Source organism: Dyella choica, assembly GCF_003977665.1.
GTDB classification, from domain to species: domain Bacteria; phylum Pseudomonadota; class Gammaproteobacteria; order Xanthomonadales; family Rhodanobacteraceae; genus Dyella_B; species Dyella_B choica.
In genome coordinates, this window is the sequence record NZ_RYYV01000003.1 from 80,979 (window position 1) to 99,575 (window position 18,597).

An 18,597-nucleotide genomic window follows, 5' to 3' on the forward strand; every position below is an offset into this window, starting at 1 on the left:
GCAGACCCGCGAAGCATCCGACTACTGCTTACGCTGCCTTTTGCTTCTCCGCGGCGAGCGAACGCGGCGCACAATGGCGCACCGCTTCGGCAATCGCCCTGATGTGCGCCGGCGTCGTTCCGCAACAGCCGCCCACCATGTTGAGCAGGCCATCGCGGGCGAACCCGCCGATCACCGCGGCCATCTGCGCCGGGGTTTCGTCATATTCGCCGAACGCATTGGGCAAGCCGGCGTTCGGATGCGTGCTGACATAGCAATCCGAAACGTGAGCCAGCGTCTGCACGTGCGGGCGCAGGTCGGCTGCGCCCAGTGCGCAGTTCAGGCCGACGGAAAGCGGGCGGATGTGCTTGACCGAATAATAGAACGCTTCGGCTGTCTGGCCGGAAAGCGTGCGGCCGGAGCGGTCGGTGATGGTGCCGGAGATCATGACCGGCACGCGGCTGCCGCGTGCGCGGAACAATTCGCTCAGCGCAAACAGCGCGGCCTTGGCATTGAGCGTATCGAAGATGGTTTCCACCATGATCAGGTCAGCGCCGCCATCGAGCAGGCCGCTGGCGGCCTCGTTGTAGTTGTCGACCAGCTCCTCGAAGCTGACGTTGCGGAAGCCCGGATCGTTGACGTCGGGTGACAGCGATGCCGTGCGGCTGGTGGGGCCGAGTACGCCGATCGCAAAGCGTGGCTTGGCCGGGTTTTGCGCGGTGTGTGCAGCACAGGCCGCGCTGGCGAGCTTGGCGCCCTCGCGGTTCAGCTCGTAGGCGAGATGTTCCAGGTGATAATCGGCCTGGCTGATGCGCGTGGAGTTGAAGCTATTGGTTTCGACCAGGTCGGCGCCGGCTTCGAGATACGCCTCGTGTACGCCGCGGATGATTTCCGGCTTGGTAAGCGTGAGCAGGTCGTTGTTGCCTTTCAGATCGCAAGCGCCTGGATGATCGTGTGCATGCGCGTGCTGGCTGTCGTGGCCATGCGCAAAGCGCGTGCCGCGAAAGCCTGCTTCATCCAGCCGATGGCCCTGCAGCATGGTGCCCATGCCGCCGTCCAGGATCAGGATGCGTTGGCGCAATGCGGCTTCGAGTGTCGCGACGCGTTCGGGGTGAAGCCAGGGAAGAGAGCTGCTCATGGGGAACTCCTTACGGCTTGCGGGCGAGCAAGCTGATGACTTCGAAATGCGGCGCCTTGCGCTCCCGGCTCAAGCGGTCGCAGCTGAGCACTTCGAGCTTGGCCTGCGTGACCAGCTTGTTGAGGTCGCTTTCGGTGAAGCCCAGATTGCGGTGATCGAACGGCTCCACCACGGCGCGGTGGTCATGCTTGCCCAGGGTGGCGGCCAGCAGCCTTCCTCCAGGGCGCAACACACGTGCAGCTTCAGCTACGGCCTTGGCCGGCTGTTCGGAATAGGTAAGCGCATGCAGCATCAGCACGAGGTCGTAGCGATCGTCCGGCAGCGGCAAGGCGTGCATGTCACCCTCGCGTACTTGGACATTGCCGAAGGGCGCCAATCGTTTTGCGGCGGCTTCCACCACGCGTTCGCTGGCATCCACGCAGACGATGGAGCGCGCGTGCGGCGCGAGCAGTTCGGCGGTCACGCCATCGCCGGAAGCGATATCCAGCACATCGCCGGTTTCCAGCAGTTGCAGCAGCGCGCGGGTGAGGGTCTCCCAGGTGCGGCCCGGGGAGTAATGGCGCTCCATGTCGCCGGCCACGGTGTCGGCCCAGCCCTGTTCGTTGGCGCGCTGGGCCAGGACGGCAATCAAACGTGCAGCGTCTTCGCGCAACAGGGCGTCGTCGATGCTTTCGCGCAACGAGCGGATCAGGGCGTGCTGGCGCTCGTCGCCTTCGCTGTTGGCACGGTAGTAGGCCGATACGCCCGCGCGGCGGTCGCGCACCAGTTCGGCTTCCTTGAGCTTGGCCAGATGCGTGGACACACGTGGCTGCGCCAGGTGCAGTACCGCGGCCAGCTCGGCCACGGTCAATTCCTCCCGCTCAAGCAGGGCCAGCAGCCGCACGCGAGTGGGATCCGCCAGCAGGCGCAACACGCTGGAGGCGGTGGCCAGATCCATCGTGCATCCTTATATCGCGATAGAAAGATGTGTAAGAGTAGGCCTAGGATGATGGGGCGTCAAGGGCAGCCGGGGGGAAGCCTCGGTACCGGGTAGGCTGGGATGAAATCCCAGCATTGAGAGCCTAAAAAGAGAGCTGGGAGGCCGATATAACGGAGTCGTCAAAAGGACAGTTCATGTGACCCGAGCCGAGAAAAGCAGGGGCAAAGCTTGCTCCGATCTTGATATGGCTGGCGCTGATAAGGGGCGAGTGGAGTCCCGCCTGGCCATGACAAGTTCTGCTCTCAAGGACCTTCTTCTTGCCGATTCTCTTCGCATGGACCTCAAACTTCTCAAGCGTGGTACGCGTGTTTTTCGACTAAGACGGCTCATCATGTCGAAAGCATAACGGCCAAGTTCTGCTGCCCTGCAACAAGGGCCGAAATCCCAAACAGCTAAAATAAGCGGCTTTCCCCACCTCTTTTCCCCGGAGCCGCTCATGGATTTCCGTTTCACCGAAGACCAGCTTTCCATCCAGGCCATTGCCCGTGATTTCGCGCAAAAGCGCATCGTACCGGTGGCGGCCGAACTCGATGCCAAGGGCGAGTTTCCGCTGGACAACATCCGCGAGATGGGGCAGCTGGGCCTGATGGGCATCGAGGTGCCGCATGAATATGGCGGCGCGGGGCTGGATCCGATCGGATATGTGCTGGCGATGATCGAGATCGCCGCCGCCGATGCGGCTACCTCCACCGTCATGTCGGTGAACAACTCGCTGTTCTGCAACGGCATCCTCAAGCACGGCACGGAGGAGCAGAAGCAGAAATACGTGCGCGCAATCGCGCAGGGCGATGCGATCGGTGCCTACGCGTTGACCGAACCGCAATCGGGTTCGGATGCCTCGGCCATGCACACGCGTGCATCGAAGAACGCCGATGGCGACTGGGTGATCAACGGCAAGAAGAGCTGGATCACCTCCGGCCCGGTGGCGCGCTACATCGTGCTGTTCGCGATCACCACGCCGGGCATCGGCGCTAAGGGTGTGTCGGCCTTCGTCATTGACACGCAGCGGCCCGGCTTCCATGCCGGCAAGAGCGAGCCCAAGCTCGGCATCCGCGCCTCGGCGACCTGCGAAATAGAATTCAACGACTACGTGTGTCCGAAGGAAGACCTGCTGGGTGAGGAAGGCAAGGGCTTTTCGATCGCGATGGGCGTGCTTGACGCCGGCCGTATCGGCATTGCTTCGCAGGCCGTGGGTATCGCGCGCGCAGCGTATGAAGCCACCCTGCAGTGGTCGCGCGACCGCAAGGCGTTCGGCCAGCCGATCGGCACATTCCAGATGACGCAGGCGAAGATCGCGGACATGAAGTGCAAGCTCGACGCAGCCACGCTGCTGACGCTGCGCGCCGCGTGGGCGAAGGGCGAGGCGGAGAAGAACGGCGGGCGCTTCGGCACCGAGGCTTCGGTCGCCAAGCTGGTGGCTTCGGAAGCGGCAATGTGGATCGCGCACCAGGCGGTGCAGATCCACGGCGGCATGGGCTATTCGAAGGAGATGCCGTTGGAGCGTTACTTCCGCGACGCGAAGATCACCGAGATCTACGAGGGTACCAGCGAGATCCAGCGCATGGTGATCGCGCGCGCGGAAACCGGTCTGCGCTGACCACGTAGACAGCCGATCGTCATTCCTGCCTGCGCGGGAATGGCGGTAAGGTGGGGCACGAAGAGAACGGGAATACAAAAAAAGCCCCGGCCATGCCGGGGCTTTTCGTTAGGGCTTCAGCGTTCGGCTCAGTGTCCGTCGCGCGGATCCGAATCGGACGGCTGCGGGTGCTCATGCCGGGCCAGCTTGCGCGTGGTCTCGTCCATCTTGTCGCCGAGCATGCGGCGCACGCTGACGTAGAACACCGGAATCAGCAGTAGGCCGAGGAAGGTGGCGAACAGCATGCCGCCGATCACGCCGGTACCGATTTCATGGCGGGAGTTGGCGCCGGCGCCGGAGGATGTCACCAGCGGCAGCACGCCGAGGATGAAGGCCATTGAGGTCATCAGGATCGGACGAAGTCGCTGGCGGGCCGCGGTCACCACCGCGTTGAACAGTGTCTGGCCTTCGGCCTGCTGCTCCACCGCGAATTCCACGATCAGGATCGCGTTCTTCGCAGCCAGGCCGACCACCGTCACCATGCCGATCTTGAAGTACATGTCGTTCGGGAAGCCGCGCAGCATGGAGGCGACCACCATGCCCAACAGGCCCAGCGGCACCACCAGCAGCACAGCCACCGGAATCGACCAGCTTTCATACAAGGCCGACAAGCACAGGAACACGATGAAGATCGACAGGATCATCAACAGCGTGGCCGAGTTGCCGGCCAGCACTTCCTGGTACGACTGGCCGGTCCAGTCGGCGCCGAAGCCATGCGGCAGGTCGTTGTTGACGAAGTCCTGCAGGGTTCCCATGGCCTGGCCGGTGGAGTAGCCCTTGTTGGCATCGCCCACGATTTCAATCGCCGGATAACCGTTGTAGCGGGTGAGCGAGGGCGCAGCCATGCTCCAGGTGGACCGCACCACGCTGGACAGCGGGATCATGTTGTACGGGCCGTAGGGCGAGTTGTTGTTGCCGGTCGACGAGGCGGCTGACGTACTCGTGGTGGAGGTGGCGCCGCCCAGCGTGCTGGGCGTATAGACGTGGCCGAGCGCCTCCGTATCCATGCGGTACGGCGCTTCGGCCTGCACCATCACACGCTTGACGCGATCCTCGAAGATGAAGTTGTTGATGTACACCGGCGCGAGCGTCAGCTGGATCGCGGTGTACACGTCACTCACAGACAGGCCTAGCGCCGATGCCTGCACGCGATCGACGTTGAGGTTGTACTGCGGCGCAGGCGGCAGCACGTTCGGGCGGGTGCCGAACAGCACGGGGCTTTTCGATGCTTTGCCCAGCAGCATGCCCATCGCTTGCATCAGCTCGCCGCGGGGCTGCCCGTTGCGTGCCTGCAGGTACATGTCCAGGCCGCCGAACTGGCTGAGGCCGCGGATGGTCGGCAGGTTCACCACGAAGATCTGCGCATCGCGGATGCCGAACAGCACGCCATTGGCCTGGCGGATGAAATCATCCGCCGTGATCTTTCGCTCGCTCCAATCCTTGAGCTTGATGAACACCATGCCGGCGTTCTCGGCGCGACCGACGAAGCTGAAGCCCGCGATCTGGTACATGCCTACGAAGCTGTCGTTCAGCGGGCTCTTGTGCAAGGTGTCGCGGATTTCCTTCATCACGCCTTGCGTGCGTTCGATGCTGGCGCCGGGCGGCAGGCTGACGATGGCCAGCGCGAAGCCCTGATCTTCGTTGGGCACGAAGCCGGTGGGCAGCTTGGTGTAGAGGAAGCCAGCCAGGGTGGCGATCAGCGCGAACACGATCATCCAGCGCGGTGCATGGCGGATCGCGCTGCTGATGTGACCTTGATAGGTGTGCGTGACCCAGTCGAAAGTCTGGTTGAACCAGCGATAGAGGAAGTTTTTCCTTTCCTCATGCGTGGGCTTGAGGATGGTTGCGCACAAAGCCGGCGTAAACGACAGCGCGAGGAAGGCGGAGAAGCCCATCGACACTGCGATGGTCAAAGCAAACTGCTTGTAGATCACGCCGGTGGCACCCGGTTGCAGGGCGGACGGCACGAACACTGCCGCCAGCACCACCGTGATGGCCACCACCGCGCCGGTGATCTGGCTCATCGCTTTACGCGTGGCCTCCTTCGGCGGCAGGTTTTCCTCGGACATGATGCGCTCGACGTTTTCGATCACCACGATCGCGTCGTCGACCACGATGCCGATGGCCAGCACCATGCCGAACAGGGTCAGCTGGTTGATGGTGAAGCCCATCGGCGCCAGGCCGATGAAGGTACCGAGCAGGGCGACCGGAATCACCAGGGTGGGAATGACGGTGGCGCGGAAGTTCTGCAGGAAGATCAGCATCACGAAGAAGACGAGGATGATCGCCTCCACCAGCGTGTGCACCACTTCGTTGATCGAAACACGCACGAACGGCGTACTGTCGTACGGAGCGAACCAGGTGACGCCCTGCGGGAAGTCCTTGGACAGTTCATCCATCTTGGCGCGTACGGCCTCGGCCACGTTCAGCGCGTTGGCACCCGGCAGCAGCTGGACGCCGAAGCCACCGACCGGCTGTCCGGTCCAGGTGGAGGTGAAGCCGTAGGTTTGCGGGCCGAACTCGATGCGCGCGACGTCCTTCATGCGCACTACGGTGCCGTCGGAGTTGGCGCGCAGGATGATGTTGCCGAACTCCTCGGGTGTGGAGAACAGGCCTTCGGCGGACACCGTGGCGGTGAAGGCTTGGCCGTTGGTGGCCGGATCGGCGCCGAGCGAACCGGCCGCGAACTGCACGTTCTGGGCGGTGATCGCGTCGCGCACCTGGCTGAAGGAAAGGCCGTAGCCCTGCATCTTGTCAGGGTTCAGCCATACGCGCATGCCGTACTCGGAACCCACCTGGAAGGTGCTGCCTACGCCGGGAATGCGCCCGACCTGGTTGATCACCTGCGAGCCGACGATGTCACTGAGGCGGTTGCTGTCGACCTCCGGATTGTTGGAGATCAGGCCTACGAACATCAGGAAGTCCGGGTTGGCCTTGGCGACCACCACGCCCTGCTGCACCACCGCGGCCGGCAGCTGGGGCTGTGCGAGCGACACTTTGTTCTGCACCTGCACCTGCGCAATGTCGGGGTTGGTGCCGGTGGCGAAGCTGAGCGTGATCGAGGCCGTACCGTTCGAGTTGGAGGCCGAGCTGAAATACAGCAGGTTGTCGACGCCGGTGAGCTGCTGCTCGATCACCTTGGTGACCGTGTCTTCCATGGTCTGGGCGCTGGCGCCCGGGAAGGTGGCCGTCACCGTGACCTGCGGCGGCGCGATATTGGGGTAGGACTCAACACCCATGCCCAGCACCGAGATGGTGCCGACCAGGGAGATCAGAATGGCGACCACCCACGCAAAGATGGGGCGGTCGATAAAGAAACTCGGCATCAGTGCTCTCCTTACTGATGGCCAGCGGCGGCTGGGCCTTGGCCGGCCGGCGTCTGATCAGGCTGCCATGGGGTCGCCTTGGCCGGCGCTCCGGGCTTGGCGGCCTGGACGCCGGAGACGATCACCTGGTCGCCCGCTTCGAGACCGCTGGCGACGATCCAGTCGTGGCCGTGCATGGTGTCGGCTGTCACCCGCTTCTGCGCGACGTTGCCGTCCTTGCCGACTACCAGGGCATAAGCTCCTGCGGGGTCGCGCTGGATCCCGGCTTGCGGCACCAGGAACACCTTGTTCAGTTCACCCACGTGGACGGTGAGAGTGACGTACATGCCCGGCAGCAAGCGGCGTTCGGCGTTCGGCACCACGGCACGCAGGTTGATGGCGCCGGTGGTCGGGTTTACCGAGGTATCGGAGAAGTTGAGCGTACCTTGTTGCTCATACTTGGCGCCGCTGGGCAGGGTGATCTGCACGGTGGTCTTGTCCTGTGCAGCCAGTTGCACGTTGCCGCTGGCCTGCGCATGGCGCAGCTTGTCGAGGTCGGCCGCACTCAGGGTGAAGTTCACATACAGCGGGTCGAGCTGGTCGACCGTGGTCAGCAAGGTGGCATTGGCGCCGGCATCCGCCGTGCTGTTGCCGACGATCGCGCCCTCGGTCACCTGCTGCTCGCCGGCGCGGCCGTCGATGGGGGAGGTGACGTTGGTGTAACTCAGATTGACGCGCGCGGTCTCCACGCCGGCTTGGGCCTGTTTCACCGCGGCTAGCGCAGAACGCTCATCGGCCTCGGCGGTATCCAACTGCTGACGCGCGACATAACCCTGCGGGACCAGTTGGCGGTCGCGGTTGGCGAGCACATGCGCATTGGCATAGGTGGCCTGGGCCGACGCCAGCGCCGCCTCGGCGTTGGCGAGGTTGGCCTTGTACGTGACCGGGTCGATCTGGAACAGCAGTTGGCCCTGCTTCACGTCCGTACCTTCGGTGTAGACACGCTTCAGCAGTACCCCCGATACGCGGGCGCGCACATCGGCGCTGCGGTAGGCGGACAGGCGCCCGACCAGCTCTTTGTTCAGCGGCACGGTCTGCGGTTGGGCTTCGACCACCCCCACCGTCGGCGGCGGCATCTTGGGCGGACCCTGTTCCTTGCCGCTGCAAGCGGCTAGTGCCAGCAGGCTCAGGCACAGCACAGGTGTGCGCATTGGCGTCGACTTCATGAGAACTCCATGACTTGCGTAATCGGGGTAGGAGGGGCGCGGCGGGCCGGGACCCGGCTGAGTTAACGGAAAAATCCTACATTTAACGGATCAGGGCCGGATTTACCTGTGTCTTTCGTCCCCTATAAGGCAAGGACGTGAACTAGACTATACCGACCAGTTTACAATTTATCCACGGTATGAATCCAGCGTTTGGGCAGTGACTCCCGGCACAGGCGGGTTTCCTCAGTCTGTGAGCAAAGCGCGCCCGGCAAAGGGCGGGCGTACCAGGAATGATGCGCCTGGTGCCCTCAGGCCAGCGAGGATGGACTGTGCGGGACGAGCGGTTGGACTCGTTTGGCTCAGGGGGCGCGGCATCCATCGTTAGCCTTGGCTTCCCTGGCCGGATGCATGGATCGGCTTCGTGTAGGGCAACGTCGACGCTTGCGCGGTAATGACGGTTGATCTGTGCAACGCACATCGATCGGAGCGCGGCACATCGTTAATCGCGCATGACGCGCATTGCTGCGCTGCCGATGGATTCAACGCAGGGCGAAGCGTATCCTTTTAAGGCTTTCCTGCTCCACAACCCATCATCTCCACTTCTTAAGTAGAAGCCATGAATGCGATCCGTGCGGCCAACGACATCCCCCTTGTGTCTGTCGTGCTCGAAGAGTTGAAGAAAAACGGTTATCCGACCAAGCGCCTTGATGAGGCGCAATTTTTTATCAGCGCCTTTTTCGCGCGCATCGTCAGCACCGACATCGACCTGCACACACCTGCCGGATGGGCCGAAATGGTCGCGGGCCTGCTCGAGTTCCTGCAGCAGCGCACCTCCCAGCGCGCTGTCGTGCGTGTAGTCAGCGCCGCCAATTCGGCGCGCAGCAAGGTGGAAATCATCACCGACGACATGCCGTTCCTGGTGGACACGGTAAGCATGATTCTTGCCGGGTACTCCACCTTGCACCTCGTGCTGCACCCGGTGGTGCGGGTGAGCCGCGATGCGGGCGGCCAGTTGCAGCGTATCGGCGACGAGCAGGGCACGCCGGAGTCGGTGATGCACTTCGAAGTGGACAGCATCCTCGACGAAGCCATCCAGGCACAGCTGAAGACGCGGATCGAAGACGCGCTCGAAGACGTCCGCGCAGCCGTGCGCGACTGGGACGCAATGCGTGCGAAGGCGCAGTCCATCGCGGCCGACCTGCCCAACCGCCGACTGCCGCTGGACACCGCTTCGGTCAACGAGGCCAGCGAGTTCCTGCGTTGGCTGGCCGAGGACAACTTCACCTTCCTGGGCTACCGAGAATACGAAGTGGCCCAGGCCGATGGTGACGAGGTGCTGCGTCCCATCGAGGCATCGGGCTTAGGGCTACTGCACAAGGCCGAGCGCTCGGTGGCGCCGCGTTCGCTGCGCTCGCTGGCAGCGCACGACCTGCCGCAATCCGGGTCCTACGACGCCATCATCCTCACCAAGACCAATGCGCGCTCGCACGTGCATCGTGCCGGCAACATGGATTACGTGGGCGTGCTGAAGTTCGACGCCAACGGCACGCCGATTTCCGAGCAGCGCTTCCTCGGCCTGTTCACCTCCAATGCCTACATGATGCGTCCGCAGGAAGTGCCGCTGGTGCGCCAGCGCGTGGAAGCGGTGATGGCGCGCTCGGGTCTCAAGCGCGATGCGTACTCCGGCAAGGCGCTGCGCCATATCCTGGAAACGCTGCCGCCGGAAGAGCTGTTCCAGAGCACCGAGGACGAGCTGTTCGCCACCGCCATGGGCATCCTGGAGCTGCAGCAGCGCGCCCGCACGCGGCTGTTCGTGCGTCGCGACCGCTATGGCCGCTTCTTCACCTGCCTGGTGTTCGTGCCCCGCGAACGCTTCAATACCACCGTGCGCGAGCGCATCGAGGCCATGCTGCGCGAGGTGTTCCACGGCGAGAGCCTGGACTCCAGCGTGCTGATGGGCGAATCCGCGCTGGCCCGCCTGCACGTCACGGTGCGTCCGCATCCGGGCGACCACCTGAAGTTCAATCTGCAGGAGCTGGAAACGCGCCTGCAGCACATCGTGCGCAACTGGTACGACGGCCTGCGCGACAGCCTGATCGGCAAGATCGGCGAAGCGCAGGGCGTGGCGCTGTTCAATCGTTTCGGCAAGCTGCTGCCGGCCGGCTACATCGAAGACGTGGCGCCGGAACAGGCTGCCTTGGACGTGATCGCGCTGACCACGCTCAAGAGCAACGATTCGATCCACCTTCACCTGTATGAAGATGCGCGCGACCAAAGCCTGCGCTTCAAGGTGATCCATGTCGGCGCGCCGATCTCGCTGTCCGACGCCCTGCCGATGCTGGAGAACATGGGTGTGCGCATGCTCGCCGAGCATGTCTACACGCTGGAAAGCGACGGCCGCACGCTCACCATTCACGATTTCGAGCTGAAGGCGAAGGCGCCGTTGGCATTCGACCTGGCGCATCTGCGCGATCGTTTCGAACGCGGTTTCGAAGCGCTGTGGCGTGGCGCGGCGGAGAGCGACGGTTTCAACAACCTCGTGCTGCTGGCGCAGGCCGACTGGCGCCAGGTGGCGATGCTGCGCGGCTACTGCAAGTATCTGCAGCAGGTGGGCATTGCCTTCTCGCAGAGCTACATGGAGGAGACGCTGATCCGCTATCCGGCCATCGCCGGCCTGCTGATCGAGCTGTTCAACGCCAAATTCGATCCGCGCCGCGAATCGCTCGCCGCCGCCGAGCTGGAAAAAGCGCAGGCCGACCTGCGCCGCGAGATGCAGGCGCTGATCTGCGCCGATACCCAGAAGGCCAAGCCGGAGCTGATCGACGGCATCGTCGAGGCGCTGGCGCACAAGCGCGATCAGCAGGTGCATGTGCTGTGGCAGGCATTGAAGGCGCTGCTCGACGACGTAGCCAGCCTGGACGACGAGCGCATCGTGCTGAGCTTCATGAATACGATCCGGGCCACGCTGCGCACCAGCTTCTACCAGCTGTGGGATGGCGCGCATCGCCATTACATCAGCTTCAAGTTCGACTCCAAGCAGGTGCCGGACGCGCCCAAGCCGGTGCCGTATCGCGAGATCTTCGTGTATTCGCCGCGCGTGGAAGGCATCCACCTGCGCTTCGGGCCGGTCGCGCGCGGCGGCCTGCGCTGGTCCGACCGCCGCGAAGACTTCCGCACCGAAGTGCTGGGTCTGGTGAAGGCGCAGATGGTGAAGAACACCGTGATCGTGCCGGTGGGTTCGAAGGGCGGCTTCTTCGTGAAGCATCCGCCGGTCGGGGGCGACCGTGATGCGCAGCTGGCCGAGGGCATTGCCTGCTATCGCCTGTTCATCAACGGCTTGCTCGACATCACCGACAACCTGGTGGAAGGCAAGGTCGTGCGGCCGCATGACGTGGTGCGCCACGACGATGACGATCCCTACCTGGTGGTGGCAGCCGACAAGGGCACGGCGACGTTCTCCGACATCGCCAATGCCATTTCCATCGAGCACGGCTTCTGGCTGGGCGATGCGTTCGCTTCCGGCGGCTCCAACGGCTACGACCATAAGGGCATGGGCATCACCGCCAAGGGCGCATGGGAATCGGTGAAGCGCCACTTCCGCGCCATGGGGCGCGATTGCCAGAGCGAGGATTTCACCTGCGTGGGCATCGGCGACATGTCGGGCGACGTGTTCGGCAACGGCATGCTGCTGTCTCGCCATATCCGCCTGCTGGCGGCCTTCGATCATCGCCACATCTTCCTGGATCCGAATCCGGATACGGCCAAGTCGTTCGCCGAGCGCGAACGCATGTTCAAGCTGCCGCGTTCGAGCTGGGACGACTACGACAAGTCGCTGATCTCCAACGGTGGCGGCGTGTGGCCGCGCAGCGTGAAGTCGATCCCGATTTCACCGGAAGTGCGCGCGGTGCTGGGCATCAAGGCCGGCGTGGAGCACCTTGCCCCCAATGATCTGATGAGCGCCATTCTCAAGGCACAGGTGGATCTGCTGTGGAATGGCGGTATTGGCACCTATGTAAAGGCAAGCAGTGAAACGCACGGCGACGTGGGCGATCGCGCCAACAATGCCCTGCGCATCAACGGGGCGGACCTGCGCTGCAAAATGGTGGGCGAGGGCGGCAATCTGGGCTTCACGCAGAAGGGCCGCATCGAAGCCGCCCAGCATGGCGTGCTGCTCAATACCGACTTCATCGACAACTCCGCCGGCGTGGACACCTCCGACCACGAAGTGAACATCAAGATCCTGCTGGGCGACGCAGTGCAGCGCAGCGAGATCACGCTCGAAGACCGCAACCGCCTGCTGGCCTCGATGACCGACGAAGTGGGCCAGCTGGTGTTGTGGGACAACTATCGCCAGAACGAGGCGATCACGCTGATGGAACACCAGTCGGTGAAGCGTATCGGTTCGATGGCGCATTTCATCCGCACGCTGGAAAGCGAGGGCCTGCTCGACCGCCAGGTGGAGAACCTGCCGAGCGAATCGGAGCTGGCCGATCGCAAGGCGCGCGGACAGGGTCTCACCCGTCCGGAACTGTCGGTGCTGCTGTCGTACGACAAGATCCGTCTGTACCAGCAATTGCTGGAGTCGGACGTGCCGGAAGATCCGTACCTGTCCAAGGAACTGGTGCGCTACTTCCCGAAACCGCTGCACGATAAATATGCCGCGCACATGCAGCGCCACCGCCTGAAGCGAGAGATCATCGCCACCGCGGTGACCAATTCCACCCTCAACCGCATGGGCGCAACCTTCATGATGCGCATGCAGGAGGATACCGGGCAGGGGCCGGCGGCAGTCGCCAAGGCGTACACGGCCGCGCGCGAAATCCTGGGGGCGCGCGAGCTGTGGGCCCAGATCGAAGCGCAGGACAGCAAGGTGGCCGAGAGCACCCAGGTCGACGCGACCATGCAGGTCTGGGCTCAGCTGCGCCATCTCACCCGCTGGCTGCTCAATCGTCCGGGCGGCAGCCTGGAGATTGCCGCGAACGTGCAACGTTACCAGGCTGCGGCAGCCGAACTCAGCGCGACCTTGCCCGACACCTTGACCCCGGCCGGCAAGGCCGACTTCGGCACCAGCCAGGAGAAATGGGAGGGCCTGGGACTGCCCAACGATCTCTCGCTGCGCTTGGCCAAGCTGCCGGAGCTGCGCGCCATGCTCGACATGGTGGAAGTGTCGCAACAGACCGGCCAGCCCCTGTCCCAGGTTGCCAACGTGTTCTACGAACTGGGCCAGGCGCTGGACCTGGAATGGCTGCGCGGCCAGATCGAAGCCCTGCCGGTGGATGGCCATTGGCATGCGCAGGCGCGCGGTTCGCTGCTGGACGAACTCAACCATCAGCATCGCGCACTGGCTACCCAGGTGCTTGCGTTCAAGGGCGGCAACGGCAGCGTGTCGCTGGTGCAGGCTTGGCTCGAGCGTGACGATCCTGCGCTCAAGCACACCCGCAGCATGTTGGCGGAGATCCTCACACAGAATGCGGATTATCCGATCGCATCGGTGGCGGTGCGCCGCCTGGCGCAGTTGGCGCAGGTGCCGGTGTAGTTTTCAATCGCTGTAACCAGCGCCCTCCTCTTTACGCGGGGGAGGGCGCCCGTGGGCTGGGATGACAATCCCTGCATCGCGCAGGTGCATGCGTGGCAATGCTGGGTTTGGCAACCTAGCCTGCGATTGTCATCCCAGCCTACGCGGATCTCCTGCAAGCAGGGCATGGTTTCGCCTCTCGCCGTGTCGTAAGCTCGGTCGCCACCGCACCCACAGACGGACCTTCCGCCATGCGTCTCGCGTTTGTCGCCAGCGAAACCAGCGTTGCCCAGCAAGCGCGTCGCAAACTCGTGGAGCGTTATGGCGACGTGCCGGCTGCCGAAGCTGAAGTGATCGTCGCGCTCGGCGGTGATGGCTTCATGCTGCGCACCCTGCACGCCCATCGAGCCATCGCGCTGCCGGTCTATGGCATGAAGCTGGGTCGCGTGGGCTTCCTGATGAACAAGCATCATCTGGAAGAGCTGCCCGATCGCATTGCACGCGCGCATGCCGCCGAACTCTTTCCGTTGGAGATGGAGGCGGTCGACAGCGACGGTCAAACCCGCCAGGCGCTTGCCTTCAACGAAGTGTCGTTGCTGCGGCAAACCAACCAGGCTGCGCATGTCGAAGTGAAGCTAAACGGCATCGTGAAGTTGCAGAACCTGGTTTGCGACGGCATCCTGGTATCCACGCCGGCCGGTTCCACCGCCTACAATCTTTCCGCCCACGGACCGATTCTTCCATTGGATGCCAACGTGCTGGCGCTTACTCCGATCAGTCCGTTCCGCCCACGCCGCTGGCGCGGAGCGATCCTGCCGCATCGCACGTTGGTGAGCCTGCGTGTGCTTGATCCGGGCAAGCGTCCGGTAAGCGCCACGGCGGATTTTCTCGAGGTGCGCAACGTGCGCTCGGTGGAGGTTCGCCAGGCGCGTGAGCAAGGCGTGCGCTTGCTGTTCGATCCGGAGCACAACCTCGAACAGCGTATACTGGACGAGCAGTTCGCGCAGGACTGAATGCGCCCCGTGCATGGAAATGGAAGTCGAGCGGCTCATGCTTACGAATCTGTTCACGCAGTACCCTTCCGCCGCGAACAAAGCGGAACACGAAATTTTTGAAGAGCTTCTGCGCCGGCCGAAGCTGCGGATCGAACGGATCATTTCCAGCGGTCAAGCCAGTCCGCCAGGCTTTTGGTATTGCGAGCCGCATGGCGAATGGGTGGTGTTGTTGCAAGGCTCCGCGGGCTTGTCTTTCGAGCATGAGCAAGCTGAGCGTGTGTTGCGCCCGGGAGACTTTGTAGATATCCCAGCCCATTGCCGTCACCGCGTCGAATGGACTGACTGCGATACGACCACCGTCTGGCTGGCGGTGCATTATGGCGAGATAGACGAAAATGTCGCCACGTGATCCACGCCACCGATGCGGCGCTAGCCGGAAAGGACGGTCCCGGAGCGCGTGTTTTGCGCTAGATTGGCAGCCATGAGCCGCTCCAGCAAAATCGTCCACGACCCAACCGCCGCCAGTGACAACAAACTCGTCGTCGCGATTTCATCGCGGGCGCTGTTCGACCTGGGCGATAGCCATGCCCTGTTCGAGCAGGAAGGGCTGGACGCCTATCGCAACTTCCAGATCGAACACGAGGAGGAAATCCTGCAGCCAGGCGTGGCGTTCCCGCTGGTGCAGAAACTGTTGGGCCTCAACAAGCTGGCCGGTGACGTGCCGCCGGTGGAAGTGATTCTGCTATCGCGCAATTCGGGTGATACGGGGCTGCGCATTTTCAATTCGATCCAGCACTATGAGCTGGAAATCAGCCGTGCAGCGTTCACCAGCGGCGCACCGACCTCCGATTACATCGCGCCCTTCAAGGCGGATCTCTTTCTGTCCGCCAATGCCGAGGATGTTGCCCGAGCGCTGAAAGCGGGCGTGGCTGCCGCAACGATTCTGCCCTCCACTGCGCCACCACGCGCCAGCGAACAATTACGCATCGCGTTTGATGGCGATGCGGTAATCTTCGGTGACGAGGGTGAGCGCGTCTCGCGTGAGGAGGGATTGGAAGCGTTCCACCGCAATGAAACCAAGCTGGCTGAGCAGCCGCTGTCGGTCGGCCCGTTCCGTGGCTTTCTTACTGCGGTGCATCGCTTGCAGGCGGCTTTTCCGGCCGAGAATTCGCCGATTCGAACCGCGCTCGTCACGGCGCGTTCGGCGCCGGCGCACAAGCGGGTCATTCTCACGCTGCGCCGCTGGGGCGTGCGTATCGATGAGGCGCTGTTTCTCGGCGGTCGCGACAAAGGGCCGTTTCTGGACGCGTTTGGTGCCGACATCTTCTTCGACGATTCGCCGGCCAATGTCGAATCGGCGCGCAAACATGTAGCGACCGGGCATGTGCCGCATGGGGTCAGCAACCCGTAGGCTGGGTTGCAAAACCCAGCATTGCCATGCATGCATCCCATGCGACGCTGGGATTGTCATCCCAGCCTACGCAGTTCAAGGCACGGAATGTCCCTTGCTCGCCGTCCAGATCGCATACCAGTCCTCGGCGTCCAACTGCACATCCAGCGCCGCCACGGCGTCACGCAGGCCTTCGATACGCCTCGTCCCGGTAATCGGGTACGGCCGCGACGGATGCCGTAGTACCCAGGCAAAGGCAAGCGTCGTCAACGAAATGCCGTGACGTGCAGCGATCGCGGACATCTCCGTCCGCACACGCAGTGCCTGCTCGTCTTCTCCGGTAAACAAGCGCCCGCCAGCCAGCGGCGACCAGATCATCGGCCGCAAGCCAAGCTGCTGTACCTGGTCGAGTGTGCCGTCGTCGAGCGACCCCATCTGGAGTGGCGAGAGTTCCAATTGGTTGGTGAGCAGTGGGTATTGTTGGTTGAGTAGCGCGAATTGGCTGGTGCTGTGATTGGATACGCCCCAGTGCGCCACTTTTCCTTCGCGTGTGAGCGTGGCGAAGGATTCCGCCAGCGCGGCGGCATCCATCAGGTAATCGGGGCGGTGAATCAGCACCAGATCCAGCCTCTCTGCATGCAGGTTGCGCAGCGATTGCTCGACCTGCGCCCGGACATAGGCCGCGCTGGTGTCGTAATGGGTGATGCGGTACGGCTTTTGGGTCGAACGAAAGCGAATGCCGCATTTCGTCACCAGCTGCATGCGGCCACGCAGCTCGGGTGAGGCTTGCAAGGCCTCGCCAAACAGCGCTTCGGCGCGATAGTCGCCGTAGATGTCCGCATGGTCGAAGGAGGTGATGCCCAGTTCCAGCGCTTCCTCGATCCAGCGCACGCGCTGCGGCACGCCCAGTTGCCATTCGGTGATGCGCCAGAGGCCGGCGACGACGGGGGAAAGTTCAAGATGCTCAGCGGCGGTATCGATAGGCATGCGGGTGCAGGATCAGCGGTGGATGGTCGATTTTTGCGCGGCATTGAGCTGATCGGCCGACCAGCCGCCGCCCATGTCACCGATCAACGATACCGTATCGAGCAGCCGTTGCTGCAGGATGCTCAGCGAACTCTGCTGCGCGCTCAGCTGTGAGGCCTGGGCGGCGGCGACGGTGGTGTAATCGGACGTGCCGGCCTGGTATTCGTCGAGAGCGATCTGTGCGCCTTGCGAGGCATCGCGTACCAGCGCATCCTGCACCTGGGCCTGCTGGGCGAGGATGCGCAGGTCGGAAAGGTCGTTCTCCACGTCCTCGAGCGCATTCAGCACGGTGCCGCGATAGTTGGCTATCGCCGCTTCATAGGTGGCCCTGGCCGCTGCGACCTGACCGTGGCGAGCGCCGAAGTCGAGCACGGTTTCGCTTACGCCGGCGCCTAGCGACCACACGTGGTTGGCGACGTGCAGCAGGCCGGCCAGCGGCGCCTGCGAAAAGCCATCGGCAGCGGACAAGCTCAGATCGGGATAGTACGCGGCCACGGCCACCCCGATTGCCGCGTTCTGCGCGGCCACCTGGCGCTCGGCCACGGCGATATCGGGGCGGCGCTGCAGCAGTGCCGAAGGCACCACGACCGGAACGGTTGGTAGCGCCGGCAGGCTCGTGCTGGGCGGGATGTCCAGCTCTTCCGGGTTCTTGCCGAGCAGCACGGTAATCGCGTGCGCATATTGCGCGCGGGCCACGCCCAGTGCGATCAGATTGGATCTGGCGCTCTCCAGTTGCGTGCGTGCGGTAATTACGTCGGAAGGCCGCGCGGTGCCGGCGGCCCCCTGGTTTTCCACTACGCGCAAGGATTCGGTATAGGCGTCCACCGTTTTGCGCAGCAGATTGATATCGGCGTCGGAGATGCGCAGTTCGATCACGGCGTTGGCCAGGAGGATCTGCTCGGACAAGCTGGTATCGGCGAGCGTGGCCTGGCTGGCCTGGGCAGTGGCCTTGTTCTCCTCGACCTGGCGTCGCACCTTGCCCCACAGGTCAGGTACCCAGCTTGCATTGCCTTCCAGCGAGCCGGAGGTGCCGATTGCACGCCGCGAAGAGGTTGTACCGAACGTACTGCTGCCCGAGCTGCGCTGTTTGGCCGCCGAACCGGTGATGCCGAGAGTTGGAAACAGGGCGGCGCGCGCCACCTGCACGCTGGCAAGCGCCTCCTGGTAGTTGGCATATGCCTTCTGCACAGTCTGGTTGGACACCGATACCATCGGCTCCCATTGATTGAGCTCAGGGTCGTTGAACACGGTCCACCAATCCCCTTTGGGGGCGGCATCTGCATCGGGCGAAGCGGCCATCCAGCCGGGCAGCTCCTTGTACTTCGTGGGCACGGACAACTGCGGTCGATGGTAGTCCGGACCCACCATGCAGCCGCCGAGCAGCAGCGCCACCGAGGCGGCCAGAGCCGTATGCAAAGTCTTCATA

Annotated in this window: 11 protein-coding genes; 5 read left to right on the forward strand and 6 right to left on the reverse strand. The window is 63.5% G+C overall.

Going from position 1 to position 18,597, the window contains the following annotated elements; all coding sequences use genetic code 11:
- Window positions 1-28 precede the first annotated feature (28 nt).
- Both EKH80_RS04860 and EKH80_RS04865 read right to left on the reverse strand, forming a co-directional pair.
- Window positions 29-1,117 (reverse strand): homocysteine S-methyltransferase family protein, encoded by a 1,089-nt coding sequence (locus EKH80_RS04860; protein WP_126683614.1) that lies wholly within the window; start codon window positions 1,115-1,117, stop codon window positions 29-31.
- Window positions 1,118-1,127: 10 nt separating this feature from the next.
- Window positions 1,128-2,054, reverse strand: a complete 927-nt coding sequence (locus EKH80_RS04865; RefSeq protein ID WP_126683615.1) for an ArsR/SmtB family transcription factor — start codon at window positions 2,052-2,054, stop codon at window positions 1,128-1,130.
- A 478-nt stretch (window positions 2,055-2,532) separates the two neighbouring features.
- Here EKH80_RS04865 and EKH80_RS04870 point away from each other — a divergent pair, with 478 nt between their 5' ends.
- Window positions 2,533-3,693 (forward strand): acyl-CoA dehydrogenase family protein, encoded by a 1,161-nt coding sequence (locus tag EKH80_RS04870; protein ID WP_126683616.1) that lies wholly within the window; start codon window positions 2,533-2,535, stop codon window positions 3,691-3,693.
- A gap of 128 nt (window positions 3,694-3,821) precedes the next feature.
- On the opposite strand, the gene EKH80_RS04875 is transcribed toward EKH80_RS04870, so the two are convergent.
- Window positions 3,822-7,058 carry a multidrug efflux RND transporter permease subunit gene (locus EKH80_RS04875; RefSeq protein WP_126683617.1) on the reverse strand — a complete coding sequence of 1,079 codons (3,237 nt, stop codon included), beginning with the start codon at window positions 7,056-7,058 and terminating at the stop codon, window positions 3,822-3,824.
- A gap of 11 nt (window positions 7,059-7,069) precedes the next feature.
- On the reverse strand, window positions 7,070-8,263 hold the full coding sequence (locus tag EKH80_RS04880) for an efflux RND transporter periplasmic adaptor subunit (RefSeq protein WP_126683618.1): 1,194 nt from the start codon (window positions 8,261-8,263) through the stop codon (window positions 7,070-7,072).
- Window positions 8,264-8,861: 598 nt separating this feature from the next.
- Here EKH80_RS04880 and EKH80_RS04885 point away from each other — a divergent pair.
- The 4 genes from EKH80_RS04885 to EKH80_RS04900 all read left to right on the forward strand — a co-directional run bounded on the left by EKH80_RS04885 (window position 8,862) and on the right by EKH80_RS04900 (window position 16,166).
- Window positions 8,862-13,781 carry an NAD-glutamate dehydrogenase gene (locus tag EKH80_RS04885; RefSeq protein ID WP_126683619.1) on the forward strand — a complete coding sequence of 1,640 codons (4,920 nt, stop codon included), beginning with the start codon at window positions 8,862-8,864 and terminating at the stop codon, window positions 13,779-13,781.
- Between the two features lie 230 nt (window positions 13,782-14,011).
- Window positions 14,012-14,773, forward strand: coding sequence for an NAD kinase (locus tag EKH80_RS04890; protein ID WP_126683620.1), 762 nt, complete (start codon window positions 14,012-14,014; stop codon window positions 14,771-14,773).
- A 13-nt stretch (window positions 14,774-14,786) separates the two neighbouring features.
- Window positions 14,787-15,164, forward strand: coding sequence for a cupin domain-containing protein (locus EKH80_RS04895; protein ID WP_230473430.1), 378 nt, complete (start codon window positions 14,787-14,789; stop codon window positions 15,162-15,164).
- Window positions 15,165-15,236: 72 nt separating this feature from the next.
- The gene (locus tag EKH80_RS04900; protein WP_126683621.1) at window positions 15,237-16,166 is read left to right on the forward strand and encodes a 5'-nucleotidase; all 930 of its coding nucleotides are present in this window, start codon (window positions 15,237-15,239) and stop codon (window positions 16,164-16,166) included.
- A 75-nt stretch (window positions 16,167-16,241) separates the two neighbouring features.
- Here the strand turns inward: EKH80_RS04900 and EKH80_RS04905 are convergent, their stop codons facing one another.
- Window positions 16,242-17,132: an aldo/keto reductase gene (locus tag EKH80_RS04905; protein WP_126683622.1), complete on the reverse strand. Its 891-nt coding sequence runs from the start codon at window positions 17,130-17,132 to the stop codon at window positions 16,242-16,244.
- A 12-nt stretch (window positions 17,133-17,144) separates the two neighbouring features.
- Window positions 17,145-18,596 (reverse strand): efflux transporter outer membrane subunit, encoded by a 1,452-nt coding sequence (locus EKH80_RS04910; RefSeq protein WP_126683856.1) that lies wholly within the window; start codon window positions 18,594-18,596, stop codon window positions 17,145-17,147.
- Window position 18,597: the final 1 nt, after the last annotated feature.